The following is an 18,237-nucleotide window of genomic DNA, read 5'->3' as shown; positions in this document are numbered from 1 at the left end:
ACTGGCTCCTCCTGACCCTTTCGCTAGTCAGCAATCTTTGTCACTTGAATAATATTCGGCAGCTTTGACAGCTCGTCGAGAATATGGTCGTCAATATTTTGATCGACCTCTATTGTCATCAGCGCAAGCTGGCCGATATCTTTCCGGGCTACTTCCATATGTCCTACGTTGATTGAAAATTTCGCAAGAACATTGGCAACACCGGCGATGGTGCCAAATTTGTCATTATGAACAACTAATATGGCCGGATGATTTCCTGACAGCCGGAGTTCAAAACCATTCAATTCTGTGATTTCGATCTTTCCTCCGCCAATCGAAATACCCGTCAGCTCAAGCTCTCCCTTTTCATCAGAAATGGTGATTTTGGCTGTGTTCGGATGGACCGGAACTGCGTCTTCAACCCGAAACTCTATATGAATTCCTTTATCTTCTGCAATTTGTATAGCGGTTTTAATCCGTTCGTCGAATGTATCAAAATCAAGCAATCCGCCGATAATCGCGACATCTGTGCCGTGGCCCTTATACGTTTCCGCAAAAGACCCGTAAAAAGATACGATGATGCGCTCAGGCTCTCTGCCAAATAAACTTCTGGCCACTCTCCCGATTCTGGCAGCTCCCGCTGTATGAGAGCTGGACGGACCGATCATAACCGGACCGATAATATCAAAAACGCTTCTGTATTTCATGCTATTCCTCCTTATGAACCAGAGCTTATTAGCGCTTTGCTTCTAGACTAATTGATCAGATATAAAATGGCAAGCGGACGCGTTACAGCGCTGCCGCATTTAAAAGCAGACATAAGAATAGAAGGGCAAATTGCCCTTCTATTCTGCAGAAACGATATACGAATACAGCGGCTGTTTCCCATTGTGGATCTCAACCTCAATCTCCTCGTACTTATCACTGAGAAATGCTTCAAGCTGCTCGGCTTCTTCCCGAGACGCATCCTCACCATATAGAATGGTCACGATTTCATCGTCTTCTCCGATCATTTCTGACAGCAGCATTTTCGCGGCTGACAGTTGATTTTCAGAAGTGCCGATAATCGTTCCATTCAGAATGCCCATAAAGTCGCCTTTTTTAATATCTTTACCGTCAATATGAGTATCTCTGACTGAATACGTCACCTGTCCGCTTTTTACTTGCTGAATGGCGCTGAGCATATTGGTCTCGTTCGCTTCAGCTTCTTGATCCGGGTTAAAGGCCAGCAGTGCTGACATCCCTTGTGGAACCGTTTTGGCCGGAATGACTAAAACCTGTTCATTCATTACGCTGGCCGCTTGGTTAGCAGCCATAATAATGTTAGAGTTGTTCGGCAGGATAAACACCGTTTCTGCATTTACAGACTTCACGGCTTCGACGATATCCTCAGTACTCGGGTTCATCGTCTGACCGCCTTCAATCACAACAGAAGCGCCGATGCTTTTGAATAGGTCTGAAATTCCTTCCCCCATCGCCACAGTTACAATGCCATACGGCTGTTTTGCCGGCGTTTTTTCGTTGCCAGCGGGCTTGCTTTCTTGACTGATGATAGAGGTATGCTGTTCTCTCATATTTTCTATTTTTATTTTGATCAATTCACCGTAATGCTGGGCGTAGTTTAACACGTTCCCAGGCTCTTCAGCATGAATATGAACCTTCGCCAGCGATTCATCCGCAATCACGAGCAGTGAATCACCGAACTGGCTGAGGTCTTGCCTGAACGTACCTTCGTCGAATTCTCTTTTTGCCTGATCAAGCCTCACCATCACTTCGGTACAGAATCCAAATTCAATATCTTCGGTATTCATCATGCTTTGGGCGCTCTTGTGATGCTCCGCGTTGACCATGTCGTCAAGTGACGGAAGAACTGCTTTCTGAGGTACAGCTTCACCTTTTAATGAAGCAAGGAAACCTTCATACACACAAAGCAGGCCTTTGCCCCCGCTGTCGACAACTCCTACTTCCTTTAGAACAGGAAGCAATTCAGGGGTGCGGTTTAAAGACGCCTCCGCTTCTTCTGTCACTGCAGTCATCAGCGCAGTGATATCGGTTTCTTTTTCTGCTAAGGCCATCGCTTTTTTCGCAGCGTCTTTTGCAACTGTTAAAATGGTGCCCTCTACAGGTTTCATGACAGCTTTATACGCCATGTCTACACCTGCTTGCAGTGCAGCTGCAAATTCCAGCGAATTAATTTCTTTTTTCGATTCAATGCTTTTGCTGAATCCGCGGAACAATTGGGACAGGATGACTCCTGAATTTCCACGCGCTCCCATGAGCAGTCCTTTAGATAACGCGGAGCCCACCTTCCCGATATCATCCGTATCCATTTGTTCAACTTCTCTTGCTCCGGAAGTCATCGACAGGTTCATATTTGTTCCCGTATCACCGTCCGGCACAGGGAACACGTTCAGCGCATCAACTGCACTGGCGTTTTGAGACAGATTCTGCGCTCCCGCAAGAATCATCTCGGCAAAGGTTCTGCCGTCTAATGTTCTAATAGACAATCCTACTCCTCCTAACTACGGGTTCGTCACTCGTACGCCTTGGACATAAATATTGACCGAGTCCACTGCGAGTCCGATGGTTTGATTTACTGTGTACTTTACTTTTGTTTGGACATTATGTGCCACTTCAGAAATTTTCGTGCCGTAGCTGACTATGATATACATGTCGATATGTATCTGTTCTCCTACTTGGCGAACTTGGACACCCCTGCTGAAATTCTCTTTCCGAAGGATTTCAGTCAGTCCGTCTTTAATCTGGTTTTTAGAAGCCATGCCGACAATGCCGTAGCAATCAACAGCCGCGCCTCCTGCAACCATTGCGATGACTTCATTAGATATATCAATCTGCCCGTACTTCGTTCTTAATTCAATGGACACACTATTTCCTCCTTCGAATGCATAGAGTTACAGCTATTCTACTATATGGTTTCCATTATGAAAAGACCAGGCAATAATTGCTGGCCGTACCTCTACATATACTATAGCGCTGCTGTTTCCGCAAGATGTCAAGTGAATTTTCTTGAAAGATGATGAAACAATAGTTGCAAACGTTTTTTAGCTGTGGTAAATTATTTAAAGTATCCATATCGAAAGCATCTAAGATCATATGAATGTTAAAAAGTAGATGTTTTGTGCAAGTGAGGAGGGAAACAAATGGCACGTAAATGCGTTATCACAGGTAAAAAAACAACAGCTGGGAATAACCGTTCTCACGCAATGAACGCTTCTAAGCGCACTTGGGGCGCGAATCTTCAAAAGGTTCGTATCCTTGTGAACGGAAAACCTAAAAAAGTATATGTATCTGCTCGAGCTTTGAAATCCGGTAAAGTTGAGCGTGTATAACAAAAATGAACGCCTGCCTCAATATGTGGCAGGCGTTTTTATGTGGTGAAAGAGGGCTTTGAACCCCTGGGCATTAATCTTTTCTAAATGAGCCCAGCATCGCCCGGACAATTCCTCCTAAAAACTTCGGCAATTTAATGGTGTAAAATTTCATTTTTTGTCCCCTCCTATAACGTCCCGTAACCACCTTGTTCATTGTTTTCAGCAAATGAATGAAAGCACATGCTTAATCCGTGCTTCTTATCATTATTAATATGCCTTTTGTAAACGAAAAAGTACCTCGTGAATGAATGAGTTCGTTACTAATACATAGTGTTGAACCGAGCGTAATATGACAATTATTTAGAGGATATTTAAAACCAGTCAGAGTCAGCTCATGTATTTCTTCGGAAAACGGTATGAAGGAGATATATCGCTTATTTTCATCCTTCTCAATATCATATTCACCAGGAGGGAACATTTGAATATGATTTTGTTTGTCTATCAGCCTAATTTTTATGTTCGTTTTTACACCTCTAAACAGAAGCTGAATGTTTCCTAAAAAATGATCAGCTCTGCCGCCTGTAATGCCGAAAATCTGAATGATATCCGGATGCTTTTCCAGCGCCCAATCAAGGGCGAGGTCTAAATCTGTTTGATCTTTTTCTGCTTGATACACATGAAGGGCGGGAGCGGCTTGTTCTATCCGCCGGCGTTCTTGCTCTGTTATGCTGTCAAAATCTCCGAAGGCTTCAACAGGAATGATCCCGGCATCTAGAAGAGTGACGGTGCCTTTGTCAACACCGATCCAAAGCGCGTGTTCATCCGAGTAGCCGGTTAGATCGGGAATGAGATTATTCGGGCCTCCCGCAACGATATTAATTGTTTTCATCTCTGATTCCTTTCTCTGCATACAGGAAAAAGAGCTTAGGCTATTGTATGCCCAGCTCTTTTCTAAAGCTGTTTATTTATTTTCCTCTGATTTCAGAAATTGCTTTTTTGCGATCAGACTGGCCATAAACAGCTGAACCGGCTACGAGTAAATTCGCGCCCGCTTCAATGACTAGCGGAGCGGTTTCTTTGTTGACGCCGCCGTCTACTTCAATTAAGAGATCTTTTTTTCCTTTTTCATCCGCCATTCGCTTAACCTCTTTTATTTTAGGAAGGACTGAATGAATAAATTTCTGTCCGCCGAACCCTGGGTTCACCGTCATTAATAGAACAAGGTCGAGATCATCGAAAACATGCTCGATGACTTGTACAGGAGTATGCGGGTTTAGAACAACACCGGCCTTCACTCCTTGCTCTTTAATAAGCTGGATGGTACGGTGCAGGTGCGGACATGCCTCAGCATGCACAGACAGGATATCTGCGCCGGCTTTCGCAAAAGCCGGGATATAGCGATCGGGCGCTTCTATCATTAAATGAACATCGAGCGGCAGATCCGTTACCGGCCGGACTGCTTCTACAATCAGCGGACCGATTGTGATATTCGGGACAAAATGGCCGTCCATAACATCAATATGAATATAATCAGCTCCGCCTTTTTCTACATCTTTAATCTCATTGCCTAAAGAAGCAAAATCAGCGGAAAGAATAGATGGTGCAACCTTTATCATTATGCTAATACCTCGGCTTTCTGTCTTTAATCTCCGTCATAAATTCAACATAATGGTCATAGCGGTACTGCTTTATTTCCCCGTCTTCAACAGCTTGTTTCACCGCACATTTCGGCTCTTTTAGATGTAAACAGCCTCTAAATTTGCAGGAAGAGCTTTTTTCTCTTATATCTGGGAAGGTATAGCCCAGTTCTTCTTCCTCAATGTCTGTAAATTCAAGCGAGCTGAATCCTGGCGTATCCGCAACCAAGCCTCCGGACGTGTGTATCAGCTCCACGTGGCGGGTTGTGTGTTTCCCGCGGCCCAAATGCTCGGAAATCTCGTTTGTTCTTAATCCGAGCTCGGGACTGATCGCGTTGAGAAGCGAGGATTTTCCCACACCGGATTGACCGGCAAATACCGTTGTTTTATCCTGAAAATGCGGGATGATGTCCGCTAAACTGTCTTGGTCCTTAGAGGAGGTAAGATACACGTTATAACCAATATTCCGATAATCTTCTGCGTAGGCTTGTATCGTATCTTCTGTATCTTGATCATCAATCAGATCCATTTTAGTAATGCATATGATCGGCTGAATATCATTGGCTTCGACGAGAACCAGGAAGCGGTCGAGCAACGCCGTGCTGAAAGAAGGCTGAACCGCTGAGAAAACAAGGACCGCTTGATCAACATTGCAAATTGGCGGCCTGATAAGCTCATTGGTTCTTTCTTTGATTTCCATCAAATATCCTTCTTTGTCATTTTCAGCCTGATACACAACGTAATCACCGACGAGAGGAGTAATTTTGTTCTTTCTGAAAATGCCTCTCCCTCTGCATTGTATTACTTTATCTGAATCCTCTGATTCATCCAGTACATAGTAAAAGCCGCTTAGCGCCTTAATAATTTTGCCCTCAGGCATATTTTCCCTCCTTGTTATTCATCTTTTGGATACTCAATGGTTTTGTAGCTGACAACTTTATTGTTTACCATTACTTGATAGTACCCTTTTTGGCCGGGTTCAATCTTTAGTTCGATCGTTCGTTCAGTCGGCTCTTTTATCTTAAATTCTTCGTAAGTGTCAGAGATGCTGTGATCCGCATCGTCAACCGCGATTTGCACTTGAAGTTCGTCCCCTTCATTTTCTGGTTCATAAGGGATCTCGACCTTTTCTTTCACTGTTTTCGCAGGTTTTTTCTCGGGTCCTAGAGAGAATGTCACTTCCACTTCATTTCCCGGCTTTACTGCCGTACCTGCTGCTGGTTTTTGTTTGACAACCTGTCCTTCTGGAACATCATCTGAGTATGCTTCTTTTTCTACAAGCTTCAAGCCGTTGTCTTCCAGATATCCAGACGCCGCTTCTTTACTGTAGGTTTTCAAATCTCTAAGCGTAATGTCTTCGGGTCCGATACTGACTGTGAGTTTGACTTGATCTTCACTCGGGACAAGCTCAGTCCCTGCTGAAGGATTTTGGTCAATGACAGTGCCCGCGTTTTTCTCATCATTCACTTCATTTACCGTTACATGTTTAAACCCTTGGTCCTTCAGCGCTTTTTTTGCCTGGTCGACCGTTTGGCCTGTCACATCACCGATCTCCGTTTTTGCTTTTCCGGTGCTCTTATAAAGGGTGACCGTGGCGCCTTCTTTGACTGTGGTTTCCGCTTTGGGATCCGTTTTTACCATCAGGCCCTCTTCAATTTTTTCATCTGAGATTTCCAACACCTCGGAATCAACTTGTAAACCTTCTTTTTCCAAGAGGCCTGCGGCTTTTTCGTATTCCATTCCGGAGACATCAGGTATTTTGACATCCTTAGGCATAAAAAGCGACGGAAAAACAGTGACAGCAAGAATTCCAGCCGTGATAAAAACGAGGCATATCGTGAGCAAAACCCACGGCCACTTTTTTCTTTTGCCGTTTTTCTTTGTTTTGTTTTCTTGTGCGGTTGTCAAATCAGCTTCTTTTTCGCCAGCAGCTTTAGCGAGTTCTTCATCTTTAATGATCGGTATCGCTTTTGTCATCTCTTCATCTTCTTGAATCGTAAATCTCTTTTCATTGAGTCTGTCAGCATCAAAAGCGGTTTTTATGTCAGCTTCCATGTCTTCAGCCGTTTCGTAGCGATGAAAAGGGTCTTTGGCCGTTGCCTTTAGTATGATGTTTTCAACGCTTTGGGGGACTGACGGGTTCCACCTTCTAGTCGAAGGAGTTTCCGCTTGAAGATGCTTCAAGGCGATGCTGACTGCTGACTCTCCGTCAAACGGAATACGGCCCGTTAAAAGCTCAAATAGAACGATTCCAAGGGCATAAATATCCGATTTTTTTGTCGCTAAGCCGCCCCGGGCCTGTTCAGGTGATAAGTAGTGGACTGAGCCCAGGACAGAATTGGTATGGGTGATTGTGGTCGAACTTAATGCCGTCGCAATTCCAAAATCCGTTACTTTGATATTCCCCATGTGGTCAATCAAAATGTTATGCGGCTTGATATCTCTGTGAACAATCTGGTTTTGATGGGCATGAGCGATGGCTGAGACAATTTGCTCCATAATGTTCAGCGCTTCTTTAGGGTGAAGCGGCCCATTTGATGTTATGTATTCTTTAAGCGTCATGCCTTCGACGTATTCCATGACAATATAATAAATATCATCTTCCTCGCCCAAGTCGTAAATACTGACAATATTTGGGTGATCGAGGCTCGATGCGGATTGGGCTTCTCTGCGGAAGCGCCTGATAAATTCATTGTCATTTGCATAGTCAAACCGCAGGATTTTGATCGCGACTTCACGGTCTAGAATAATATCCTCAGCTAAATACACGTTGGCCATTCCCCCGCCGCCTATGACGCGGAGAATTTGGTAACGTCCGCTGATCCGCTTGCCGATTAGCACTGATCTTCACCCTCTTCAACATGTAAAGCAAGCTCAAGCAAAACTGCTGTAATGTTGTCTTCTCCGCCATTCTGATTGGCTTTGTCCACAAGCAGGTTTACTTTTTCCTGAGGAGCTGAATCGCTTTGCAGGATGTCTTTTAACTCAGTGCCTTCCACTTTATTCGTCAGTCCGTCAGAACACAAAAGCAGTTTGTCTCCGGGTTCGATGTCAAAGGAACGTGTGTCGATGCTGACTGACTGGTCTGTTCCAAGCGCCTTCGTCAACACATTTTTTCGCGGATGATGTTCAGCGTCTTCTCTGGAAATCTCTCCAGTACGAACCAGTTCATTTACAAGCGAATGGTCTTCTGTCACTTGAATGAAATCCTCGTCCTGAAGCAAATAGCATCTGCTGTCACCGATATGGGCAACAGAAACCGTTTTCCCCGTAAATAGCGCACATACAATCGTCGTCCCCATGCCTTGGCATTCTTCGTGGGCTTGAGCGTGATCGTATATTTTGCTGTTTACTGAAAGAATCTGTTCAATGAGCCATTTTTCACATTCCGAGGGCGCTTGTGGAATTGTCTCTGCTTTATTCCATTTCTCCCCCATGGCTTTCACAGCCATCTTGCTCGCAACATCTCCAGCAAGATGGCCGCCCATGCCATCAGCGACAACCGCTAATACAAATTCATCTTTCCCCTTGAATATCCCCGCATCATCTTCATTATGTTGGCGGATTTTTCCTGTATCTGTTTTTAAGGCTGTTAACAACCCTCATCACCTCGTCTCGTCTTGACGCTCCTTCGCGCGAAGCTGACCGCAGGCTGCGTCAATATCATGTCCTTGCTCTCTTCGGATTGTGACATTTACTCCACGGGATTTCAATGTTTTTTCAAAAGCGAAAATCTGATCACGCGGTGTGCGCACATAATCCCGTTCAGGCACGTAGTTTACCGGAATCAAGTTCACGTGGCATTTGACTCCTTCCAGCAAGTCGGCAAGCTCTTCGGCGTGTTCCACCTGGTCGTTTACGCCTCCAAACAGACCGTATTCAAAGCTGATGCGCCGTCCCGTTTTATTAATATAATATTTAACGGCTTCCATGAGATCAGGCAGTTTATAGGCTCTGTTAATCGGCATCAAACGGCTTCTGATTTCTGTGTTCGGCGCGTGCAGGGAAATTGCAAAGTTAATCTGCATTTTCTGATCAGCAAATTCGTAAATTTTCGGGATGATTCCGCTCGTAGAGACCGTAATATGGCGAGCACCGATATTCAGGCCCTTGTCATGGTTAATGATTTTCAAGAAAGCGAGCATTTCGTTAAAGTTATCAAAAGGTTCACCGATTCCCATGATCACGACAGAGCTGACGCGTTCATCCGTTTCATCAAGAGCTTTTTGCACTTTAACTACTTGAGCGACAATTTCACCTGCTTCAAGGTTTCGTTTTAAGCCTCCAAGCGTTGACGCGCAGAATGTGCAGCCAATACGGCAGCCGACTTGTGTCGTTACACATACAGAATTGCCATACTCGTGTCTCATTAAAACGGTTTCGATGGTATAACCGTCATGAAGCTCAAACAAAAACTTCATCGTACCGTCTTGAGAGGTTTGTTTAACAGCCGTTTTCAGCGTTGTTAACACAAAATGAGTGTTTAATTTCTCACGCAGATCCTTTGACAGGTTTGTCATTTCTTCAAAAGAAGATACGCGTTTTTCATATAGCCATTCAAAGATCTGGGCCGCCCGGAACGGTTTCTCTCCGTTGTCTGTCAGCCATTGTTTGATTTCATCTAATTCAAAAGAATAAATAGACGGACGCTCTGTCCGCAACTCTTTTCTTACTTTTGTTTTATTAAGTTCTGCCATTGCTTATCCCTTCTTTCTCATGCTGCAAATAAAGAAACCATCTGTTCCGAAATAATGAGGAAGGATTTGCAGCCTTCCATCCCGAACAAAGGGTCTCGCCTTTTCGGGCAGCCGCTTTTCAAGAGACAAATCGGGTTCAAAATCAGGATGTTCTTGTATAAACGCATGTATTACTTCATCATTTTCTGTCCGGTCCATTGTACACGTACTGTAGACAAGAGTGCCACCTTTTTTTACTAATGGTGCGATTTCCCTCAGGATCGACAGCTGGATTTCAGCTAGACGCGCGCTGTCATCAGGCTTTTTTGTGTATTTCATGTCCGGCTTTCTTCTGATAACGCCGAAACCAGAGCACGGGGCATCAACCAATATCCGGTCAAACTTTTCGTTTTCAAACGTTTCCCCTGCTTTTCTTGCATCCATTGTCTCCGCATGAATGATTGTCAGGCCAAGACGGTCTGCCGCTTCTTTGATCAGCTTCACTTTATGTTTGTGAAGATCAAGCGACGTAACGCTCCCCTTGTTTTTCATTAATTCTGCGATATGAGCCGATTTGCCGCCAGGCGCCGCACACGCGTCAAGCACTGTTTCATCAGGCTTAGGATCAAGGGCGCGGGCGACGAGCATGGAGCTCTCATCCTGGATGGATACTTCGCCGTTTTGGAAGAAATGAGTTCCGGCAATTGATCCCTTTAAGAGCTTCACAGCATCCTCAGCGAGATCGCCTTTTTCAACTTCGATTCCCTCAGCAGCCATTTGATCAAGCAGTTCAGCTCTGTCTGCTTTCATTTGATTGACACGCAGCGTTTGCTTCGGCGGTATGAGGTGGATACGGCAAATCTTTTCGGCCGCGTCAAACCCATACGCATCCGCCCACTCTTTCACAAGCCATTCCGGATGGCTTGTTTCTATCGCCAGCCGGCGTACAGGATCTTCGATGGCGTCAAAGGATGGAACACCTTCGCGCTGGATAGAACGAAGCACGCCATTGACAAAAGAAGCAATGCCTTTGTGTCCGCGGATTTTAGCAATCTCAACCGCTTCATGGATGGCTGCCCTATCTGGAATCTTCTCCAAATATTCCATTTGATATAAGGATAGGCGAAGAAGCTGAATCACCCACGGCTTTACTTTTTGAGGCTTATTGATAAACGGTTTAAGCATATAATCAAGCGCGATTTTGTTTTGTAATGTACCATAGACAAGTTCAGTCAAAAGCCCTCTGTCCTGATCACTCAGTTCATTTGATTTAATGACCGATTTCAGCAGCAGGTTGCTGTATGCCTGGTTTTGTTCTAATTTGATCAGCGCTTCAAGGGCGATGTCACGAACACTAGTTTTTTTCATTATTTACTCCTAACACATCTCCGGCTTCAACATGAGCGCCCCGCACAAAGTCCTCGCCTTTCATGCGTTTTTTGCCGGCCGGCTGAAGTTCAGTTAATAACAGGGCCGTATCATTACCTGTGGAAACGATAATCCCTTCCTTTTCAACTGCAACGACTGTGCCGGGCTCAGCTGTTGTTGGTGCTGGTGTTTTTTTCGACGCCCACACTTTCAAGTTTTGTCCGTTTAGAGTTGTATAAGCAACAGGCCATGGATTTAATCCGCGGATCTGGTTGTAAAGCTCTTCGCCCGTTCTGGACCAGTCGAGCAGTTCTTGCTCTCTTTTGATATTAGGCGCGTACGTCGCTTGCTCTTCATCCTGCTTTTCGGGTGATATGCTGCCGGCAATGACGTTTGGAACCGTTTCAGACAATAGCTTCGCGCCAGCAACGCTTAATTTATCGTGCAGCGTTCCGACATTATCGGTTTCTTCAATGTCCACTTCCACTTTTGAGATCATGTCTCCGGCATCCAATTTTTCTACCATATACATAATGGTAACCCCGGTTTTCTTCTTTCCCTGCAAAATAGAGTAATGGATCGGAGCCCCGCCGCGCAGTTCCGGCAAAAGAGACGCGTGAACGTTAATGCAGCCGTATTTCGGACTGTCGAGAAGCTCCTTAGGCAAAATTTGTCCGAATGCCGCCGTTACAATAAGGTCAGGCTTTAATGCCAGCACTTTTTCAATTTCTTCTTTCAATCTGACTTTTTCCGGCTGAAGAACCGGGATGCCGTGACGCAATGCCTCTTCCTTGACCGGAGGAGGTGTCATCACTTTTTTTCTGCCTTTCGGACGGTCCGGCTGTGTGACGACCCCCACTACTTCATATCCGTCCTCAATCAAGGTTTTTAAAACAGGAACTGAAAAATCCGGCGTCCCCATAAATACGATTCTCGTCATCAAATCATCCTTCCATATCCGCTAGTTCATCTTCTGTATAGTATTTACTGATTTTAGATGTAAACAGCACACCGTCTAAGTGGTCCATCTCGTGCTGCACAGCTCTCGCCAAAAAGCCTCGCGCTTCCAGAATGAACGGTTTTCCCTGACGGTTAAACGCACGCACTTTGACATAATCAGCACGTGTGACATCACCATAGACGCCAGGAAAGCTCAGGCATCCTTCAATTCCGGTTTGCTCACCGCTTTTCTCTAAAATTTCAGGATTAACGAGATCAATTCTGCCTCTGTCATCCCCGATATCTACGACAGCCACTCTTTTTAAGATGCCGATTTGCGGCGCTGCCAGTCCGACTCCATCCATTTCAAGCATGGTGTCGTACATATCATCAAGCAGTTTTCTTAGCTTTTTATCAAAAACAGTCACGCTTTCCGTCGGTGTTTCCAAAACCTCCGCCGGATGTGTGACGACCTTTTTTACTGCCAATTTGTTACCCTCCAAGACGTGAGATCTTACATCATCATATAAGGATTCATATCAATTGAAATCATTACATGCTTTTGTTCAATTTCGCGTTTATAATGTTCCAGTATCTTCTTCAATAAAGCGGATAACTGGGTTTCCTGTTTGTATTTTATCACGCATTGATAGCGATATCTATCTTTGATCCTGGCTATCGGCGACGCGCTTGGCCCGAGAATTTTCGTGTCAGCTCCGCAGTTTGCTTTCAAAAAATGAGCGATTTTTTCAGCTGTAACCGCTGCTTTCGCCACTTCCTCATGAGAAACCGTCACAAGAGCCAAAAAGTAGTAGGGCGGATAGGATTGCTCTCTCCTGTGCGCCATTTCATGCTGATAGAACGTTTCATAATCATGCGTTTTCGTCAGCTGGATACTGTAGTGAGACGGTGTATACGTTTGAATGGTGACATGGCCGGGCTTTTCATGCCTGCCTGCCCGGCCGCTGACTTGGGTTAACAGCTGAAATGTTTTTTCAGCCGATCTGAAATCAGGAATATGAAGTGTTGTATCGGCACTTAACACTCCGACAAGCGTGACATTCGGAAAATCAAGCCCTTTCGCGATCATTTGCGTTCCGAGAAGAATATCCGCTTTTCCTTCTCCGAAAGCTGACAGTAGTTTTTCATGGGCGCCTTTCCTTGATGTCGTGTCAACATCCATCCGAATCACTCTCGCATTTGGCAGCACTTTTGTCAGCTCTTCCTCCACTCGCTGTGTTCCCGTTCCGAAAAAGCGGATATGCTCGCTTGCGCATTCAGGACAAGTATGCGGAACAGGCTCTTCATGTCCGCAATAATGACATTTCAGCCTTTGGCCATAACGATGATACGTCATGGAAATGTCGCAGTGCGGACATTGCGGGACATAGCCGCAATCCCTGCACATCACAAAGGAAGAATAGCCTCTTTTATTTAAAAACAGCACCGCCTGCTCACCCTTGGCAATCGTTTCTTCAAGCTTTTCCATCAATTCAACAGAAAACATCGAGCGATTGCCGCTTCGAAGCTCCTCTCTCATATCGACAAGCGAAACCTCAGGCATCACTTGATGGTTAACGCGGTGCTTCAGTGAGAGAAGCTCGTACACGCCCTTTTGCGCCCGTGCATATGACTCTAATGTCGGCGTAGCACTGCCTAATACAACCGGGCAGCTGTGATGCTCAGCCCGCTTGATTGCCACCTCTTTCGCGTGATAGCGCGGCATTTCTTCCTGTTTATAAGAAGACTCGTGCTCTTCATCGATGATAATCATTCCGAGATTTTCAAACGGAGCAAAAATTGCGGATCTGGCACCGACGACAAGCCGTACTTCCTTCCGGTGGATTTTACGCCACTCGTCATATTTTTCCCCTGTGGATAAACCGCTGTGCATGACTGCCACCTTGGAGCCGAAGCGGCCCTTAAAGCGATTGACCATTTGCGGCGTCAGCGATATTTCCGGTACGAGGACGATGGCTTCTTTTCCTTTCGCCAGTACTTTTTCAATTGATTGCAGATAAATTTCCGTTTTTCCGCTGCCTGTCACGCCGTGAAGGAGGAACACTTTATGCTCATCCTTATCCAATGTCTCGCGTATGGGCTCAAAGGCAGCTCTCTGTTCGTCTGTCAATGGCAGCGGCTCTGTTTTTTTGAACATTTTATCCTGATAGGGATCTCTGTAGACCTCTTCATAGCTTTCCCTCAAAAGCCCTTTTTGGATAAGGGTTTTGATGGTCGCAGAGCTCGCGTCCGTTCTTTTGCACAAGTCCGCCGCAGGGATTTTCACACCTTCTGGCTCAGAGATGAAAAAGTGAAGAATCGCCTGCTGCTTGGCTGCTTGACGGGACAATCCCTCAGCCTGCTTAGCAAGCTCTTCTTTACTCGCATTTGCCAGAATATGCCTCACAATTTTTTTATTTGTTTTTTGCGCGACTTTATAGGTTACGTCTATGCTCCCTTTTTGAACATGCTTTTGAATCAGTTTCAACGTATTATGATCGGGTATATCTGAATACAGCAGCGTCTTTGTTTCAGAAAACAGCCGCTCCACTTGCGGCGGAAGCTCAGCTCCGTTTGCAATTTTTAATTCTTTTTCATATTTTGCCTTTAATGCGGCAGGCAGCATTGCTTGAAGTGCCGTTATTTTAAAAGACAGCGTTTTGTCGGACAGCCATGATGACAGATCCATAAGCTCCTCTGTCAGAACAGGTGTAAGATCTAATAAATCCTCTACTTCCTTGACAGATTTCCCCGATAGGTCAGATGCTTCTTTGACTGCTGTTACAAACCCCTGAATCTTACGGGGACCAAACGGAACAATGACCCGCATCCCCGTTTTGATCATACCCTTGAGATGGTCTGGGATTTTGTAATCAAAAGGCCTGTCTATATTTTTGGTGCTGACATCCACGATGACCTCTGCAAAATTCATGTTCTTTCTCCGGTTTGTTTTGAGAGGGCTGCGATCTCCTGAAGAATTTCAAACGAAACATCGAGCTTAGACATGATCGGAAGTTCGCGCTTATGCCCGTCTTTGAAAAAGATTGTCACGATATTCGTATCAGCACCAAAACCGGCCCCATTTGCTTTCACATCATTTGCCACAATCATATCAAGATTTTTAGCGGCGAGCTTTTTACGTGCATAGTGTTCAATGTCTTGTGTTTCAGCGGCAAATCCGACTAAAATCTGCTCTTTCTTTTTCTCGCCCAATTCTTTCAAAATATCGACCGTTCTTTTCAGTTCTAAGGTCATACCGCCGTCTTGTTTTTTCATTTTATGGTCAAATACTGTTTTTGGCGTAAAATCGGCTACCGCAGCTGTTTTAATGACAATATCGCTTGCTTCATACACAGAGAGCACAGCTTCGTGCATATCCGCAGCCGATTGAACAGGGATAAACTGAGCAAGTCCTTTGGGCTGATCAAGTGAAACAGGCCCAGAAATTAAGGTTACCCGTGCACCAAGCCGGACTGCAGCCTCCGCTAATGCGTAGCCCATTTTGCCCGTTGATTTATTGGTGAAAAACCGGACAGGATCAACCGCTTCCCGTGTTGGGCCGGCTGTAATGACCACACGTTTGCCTTCTAAAGGGGCGGATGTTTCATCAGCAAAATGTTTTTCGGCCAGTTTTACGATGTTTTCCGGCTCTTCCAATCTGCCTTTTCCGACGTAACCGCATGCTAAATAGCCCTCACTCGGCTCAATAAAACGATAACCGTCCTGATACAGAACAGAAATATTTCGTTTGACTGCCGGGTGGTCATACATATGAACGTTCATTGCCGGCGCGATCCAAACGGGAGCCGTCGCTGCCAACAATGTTGTTGTCAGCATATCATCAGCGATACCGTTAGCCAGTTTTCCGATCACATTAGCCGTAGCCGGCGCCACGATAATCAAGTCAGCCCAGTCTGCGGCGTCAATATGAGAAATGACGCTTGGATTTTGTTCTTTAAATGTATCTGTATAGACTTCGTGGCGGCTCAATGCCTGAAATGTCAGCGGTGAAACGAATCGGCAAGCTGATTCAGTCATAATCACTTTCACATTTGCTCCTGCCTGAACCAGCTTGCTCGTTAACGCACAGGCTTTATAAACAGCGATGCCTCCGCTTACGCAAAGTAACACATTTCGATTGTTAAGCAATGAATTCTCCCCCTCTGCACTTTACAAAACCGCACGGAAAAAAATAACAACCTACATGATATAGGTTGCTACTTGTGCTACTATTCGCGGTCTTCCTTTTCAAACGAAAGCAGGCCTGCATCAATTTCTTCTAAAGCTTTGCCTACATATTTGTGTGAAATCGTATGTTCAATCATTTGGTCTTTTTTGATTTGCATTTCACGGGCACGTCTCGCAGAAACAGTCACGAGCGTGTATTTGGAATCTAATTTATTCATTAAAGAATCAATTGACGGATCTAACATTGATTATTCAACCTCCAGCATTTTCTTATATCTTGGTGCAACACGTTCACGCTTCAAATGTTCAGCAAGAACGATTGCTTTGATTTTATCGCAAGCCGTTTCGACATTATCGTTTTCAACAACATAATCATAAGCATCCATCATTTCAATCTCAGCTTTTGCGGCTTTCATTCGATTTTCAATCAGAGCGTCTGTTTCTGTGCCTCGTGTTACGATTCTGTTCTTCAGTTCAGAAAGGCTTGGAGGCGCAAGGAAAATAAACAGGCCTTCCGGGAAAGCATTTCTCACTTGAAGAGCCCCTTGGACTTCAATTTCTAAAAAGACGTCTTTTCCATCTTGAAGCGTCTGTTCAACATAATCGACAGGCGTGCCGTAATAATTGCCGACATACTCTGCCCATTCAAGCAGCTTGTTGTCCGCAATCATTTGCTCGAATTCGTCTCTTGTTTTGAAAAAATAATCGACTCCGTTCACTTCGCCCTCTCTTGGACTTCTAGTGGTTACTGAAATCGAATATTCAAATTTTGTGTCTTCCTGCGAAAAAATCGCTTGCCGAACCGTTCCTTTACCAACTCCTGAGGGACCTGAGAGAACGATTAATAACCCTCTTTCTTTCATGCGGCAATTACCCCTGCCCTTCATCCATAATTTCTTCTTTAACAGAAAGTCTGTGTGCAACTGTCTCAGGCTGGACGGCAGATAAGATAATGTGATCACTATCCATGACGACAACTGCACGGGTTCTTCGTCCGTATGTAGCGTCAATTAGCATTCCGCGGTCTCTTGCATCCTGGATCATCCGTTTGATTGGCGCAGACTCCGGGCTGACAATCGAAATCATCCGATTGGCGGAGATTATATTGCCAAATCCGATATTAATCAGTTTAATCGTCATCTTCTACGTTCCCCCTGTAAAATAGACGTCTCTAGTTTAGCCTAGTAAGACCGTCTGTAAACAATACGCACAGTCACTATTCTATATTTTGCACTTGTTCTTTTATTTTTTCAATAGAACTTTTCATTTCAACGACAAGCTTTGTGATCTGATGATCATTTGCTTTTGAGCCGATCGTATTTGCTTCCCGATTGAGCTCCTGAACGAGAAAGTCGAGTTTGCGCCCGACAGCTCCGCCACTAGCTAATATATCACGAAACTGGGCGAAGTGGCTCTTCAGCCTGGTAATCTCTTCAGTAATATCAGAGCGGTCTGCAAAAATAGCGCATTCTGTTACAAGCCGGCTCTCGTCTAATACATCTTCAGTCCATTCTTTGATTCTGGCGTACAGCCGTTCCCGGTAACGAGATACGACATCTGCAGCAAGCAATTCAGTTTCTCTCACCAGCTCTTCAAGCTGAGCAATATGCATCAGGCAGTCTTTCGCTAAGAGCAGCCCCTCTTTTTCACGCATTTCACAGAGGCCTTTTACCGCTTCCTCTGCGGCATCGGTGATCAACGCCTCCAGCTTGTCATTTTGCGTCTGTTCTTCATGAACCTGGACGACGTGATCAAGCTTAAAGAAATCCATCACATCGGGCTCAGCAGTCAATTGATACCGCTTCTTCATATCTCTCGCAGCTGCGACAAACTCATCGAGCAGCGGCCAATCAATCTCAAGCTTTTTCTCAACAAGCATATCACTGTCAACAGATACGAAAAGCTCAATTCTTCCGCGCTGGATATGCTGCAGAATGGTCTGTTTCAGCTTATCTTCAAAATATAGTAAAGGCCTTGGCAAACGAGCGTTCACTTCTTTAAATCTGTAGTTCACGGATTTAAGTTCTACGCTTACAGAGAGATCATCTTGTGTTTTGCTTGCACTGCCGAAGCCTGTCATACTTCGTATCATTTTAAAACACCCAATTCTTCCCTGTT

20 protein-coding genes are annotated in these 18,237 nt (G+C 45.0%); 1 reads left to right on the top strand and 19 read right to left on the bottom strand.

Features of this window, described 5'->3' with window-relative positions; all coding sequences use genetic code 11:
• Positions 1-23 precede the first annotated feature (23 nt).
• The 3 genes from sdaAB to CDO84_RS07555 form a co-directional block, all read right to left on the bottom strand.
• Positions 24-686 (bottom strand): L-serine ammonia-lyase, iron-sulfur-dependent subunit beta, encoded by a 663-nt coding sequence (gene sdaAB / locus CDO84_RS07565; protein ID WP_014663941.1) that lies wholly within the window; start codon positions 684-686, stop codon positions 24-26.
• Positions 687-824: 138 nt separating this feature from the next.
• Entirely contained in the window at positions 825-2,486 is a 1,662-nt protein-coding gene (locus CDO84_RS07560) for a DAK2 domain-containing protein (RefSeq protein WP_014663940.1), read from the bottom strand.
• Positions 2,487-2,501: 15 nt separating this feature from the next.
• On the bottom strand, positions 2,502-2,864 hold the full coding sequence (locus tag CDO84_RS07555; RefSeq protein ID WP_014663939.1) for an Asp23/Gls24 family envelope stress response protein: 363 nt from the start codon (positions 2,862-2,864) through the stop codon (positions 2,502-2,504).
• A gap of 276 nt (positions 2,865-3,140) precedes the next feature.
• On the opposite strand from CDO84_RS07555, the gene rpmB reads away from it, so the two are divergent.
• The gene (gene rpmB / locus CDO84_RS07550) at positions 3,141-3,329 is read left to right on the top strand and encodes a 50S ribosomal protein L28 (protein ID WP_003221548.1); all 189 of its coding nucleotides are present in this window, start codon (positions 3,141-3,143) and stop codon (positions 3,327-3,329) included.
• Positions 3,330-3,402: 73 nt separating this feature from the next.
• Here the strand turns inward: rpmB and spoVM are convergent, their stop codons facing one another.
• The 16 genes from spoVM to CDO84_RS07470 all read right to left on the bottom strand — a co-directional run bounded on the left by spoVM (position 3,403) and on the right by CDO84_RS07470 (position 18,211).
• Positions 3,403-3,483 carry a stage V sporulation protein SpoVM gene (gene spoVM / locus CDO84_RS07545; protein WP_003221545.1) on the bottom strand — a complete coding sequence of 27 codons (81 nt, stop codon included), beginning with the start codon at positions 3,481-3,483 and terminating at the stop codon, positions 3,403-3,405.
• A 72-nt stretch (positions 3,484-3,555) separates the two neighbouring features.
• Entirely contained in the window at positions 3,556-4,200 is a 645-nt protein-coding gene (locus CDO84_RS07540; protein ID WP_040083187.1) for a thiamine diphosphokinase, read from the bottom strand.
• Between the two features lie 76 nt (positions 4,201-4,276).
• Positions 4,277-4,927, bottom strand: a complete 651-nt coding sequence (gene rpe, locus CDO84_RS07535; RefSeq protein WP_014663936.1) for a ribulose-phosphate 3-epimerase — start codon at positions 4,925-4,927, stop codon at positions 4,277-4,279.
• A 4-nt stretch (positions 4,928-4,931) separates the two neighbouring features.
• A complete protein-coding gene (rsgA, locus tag CDO84_RS07530) occupies positions 4,932-5,828 on the bottom strand; it encodes a ribosome small subunit-dependent GTPase A (protein WP_014663935.1) in 897 nt (298 codons plus the stop codon).
• A gap of 14 nt (positions 5,829-5,842) precedes the next feature.
• On the bottom strand, positions 5,843-7,789 hold the full coding sequence (prkC, locus tag CDO84_RS07525; RefSeq protein ID WP_040083188.1) for a serine/threonine protein kinase PrkC: 1,947 nt from the start codon (positions 7,787-7,789) through the stop codon (positions 5,843-5,845).
• A complete protein-coding gene (prpC, locus tag CDO84_RS07520; protein WP_040083189.1) occupies positions 7,783-8,547 on the bottom strand; it encodes a protein-serine/threonine phosphatase PrpC in 765 nt (254 codons plus the stop codon). Before prpC ends, prkC begins: the two co-directional genes overlap by 7 nt.
• Positions 8,548-8,553: 6 nt before the next feature.
• A complete protein-coding gene (rlmN, locus tag CDO84_RS07515) occupies positions 8,554-9,645 on the bottom strand; it encodes a dual-specificity RNA methyltransferase RlmN (protein ID WP_014663932.1) in 1,092 nt (363 codons plus the stop codon).
• Positions 9,646-9,648: 3 nt separating this feature from the next.
• The gene (gene rsmB, locus CDO84_RS07510; protein ID WP_040083190.1) at positions 9,649-10,992 is read right to left on the bottom strand and encodes a 16S rRNA (cytosine(967)-C(5))-methyltransferase RsmB; all 1,344 of its coding nucleotides are present in this window, start codon (positions 10,990-10,992) and stop codon (positions 9,649-9,651) included.
• The gene (gene fmt, locus CDO84_RS07505; protein WP_040083191.1) at positions 10,979-11,932 is read right to left on the bottom strand and encodes a methionyl-tRNA formyltransferase; all 954 of its coding nucleotides are present in this window, start codon (positions 11,930-11,932) and stop codon (positions 10,979-10,981) included. The genes rsmB and fmt overlap by 14 nt, the downstream gene beginning before the upstream one ends.
• Before the next feature lie 4 nt (positions 11,933-11,936).
• On the bottom strand, positions 11,937-12,419 hold the full coding sequence (gene def, locus CDO84_RS07500; RefSeq protein WP_040083192.1) for a peptide deformylase: 483 nt from the start codon (positions 12,417-12,419) through the stop codon (positions 11,937-11,939).
• 26 nt (positions 12,420-12,445) lie between these two features.
• Positions 12,446-14,863: a primosomal protein N' gene (gene priA, locus CDO84_RS07495; protein WP_040083193.1), complete on the bottom strand. Its 2,418-nt coding sequence runs from the start codon at positions 14,861-14,863 to the stop codon at positions 12,446-12,448.
• Positions 14,860-16,080, bottom strand: coding sequence for a bifunctional phosphopantothenoylcysteine decarboxylase/phosphopantothenate--cysteine ligase CoaBC (coaBC, locus tag CDO84_RS07490; RefSeq protein ID WP_040083194.1), 1,221 nt, complete (start codon positions 16,078-16,080; stop codon positions 14,860-14,862). Before coaBC ends, priA begins: the two co-directional genes overlap by 4 nt.
• An 80-nt stretch (positions 16,081-16,160) precedes the next feature.
• Entirely contained in the window at positions 16,161-16,364 is a 204-nt protein-coding gene (gene rpoZ, locus CDO84_RS07485) for a DNA-directed RNA polymerase subunit omega (RefSeq protein WP_003221520.1), read from the bottom strand.
• A gap of 3 nt (positions 16,365-16,367) precedes the next feature.
• Positions 16,368-16,982, bottom strand: coding sequence for a guanylate kinase (gene gmk / locus CDO84_RS07480; protein WP_003232083.1), 615 nt, complete (start codon positions 16,980-16,982; stop codon positions 16,368-16,370).
• A 7-nt stretch (positions 16,983-16,989) separates the two neighbouring features.
• Positions 16,990-17,259: an extracellular matrix/biofilm regulator RemA gene (remA, locus tag CDO84_RS07475; RefSeq protein ID WP_003154355.1), complete on the bottom strand. Its 270-nt coding sequence runs from the start codon at positions 17,257-17,259 to the stop codon at positions 16,990-16,992.
• 76 nt (positions 17,260-17,335) lie between these two features.
• Positions 17,336-18,211 carry a YicC/YloC family endoribonuclease gene (locus CDO84_RS07470; protein WP_040083195.1) on the bottom strand — a complete coding sequence of 292 codons (876 nt, stop codon included), beginning with the start codon at positions 18,209-18,211 and terminating at the stop codon, positions 17,336-17,338.
• Between the last annotated feature and the right edge of the window lie 26 nt (positions 18,212-18,237).

Source organism: Bacillus sp. MD-5, from assembly GCF_002201875.1.
GTDB lineage: Bacteria > Bacillota > Bacilli > Bacillales > Bacillaceae > Bacillus > Bacillus stercoris.
The sequence above is the reverse complement of the archived record's forward strand: the minus strand, read 5'-3'. Positions and strand labels throughout refer to the sequence as shown.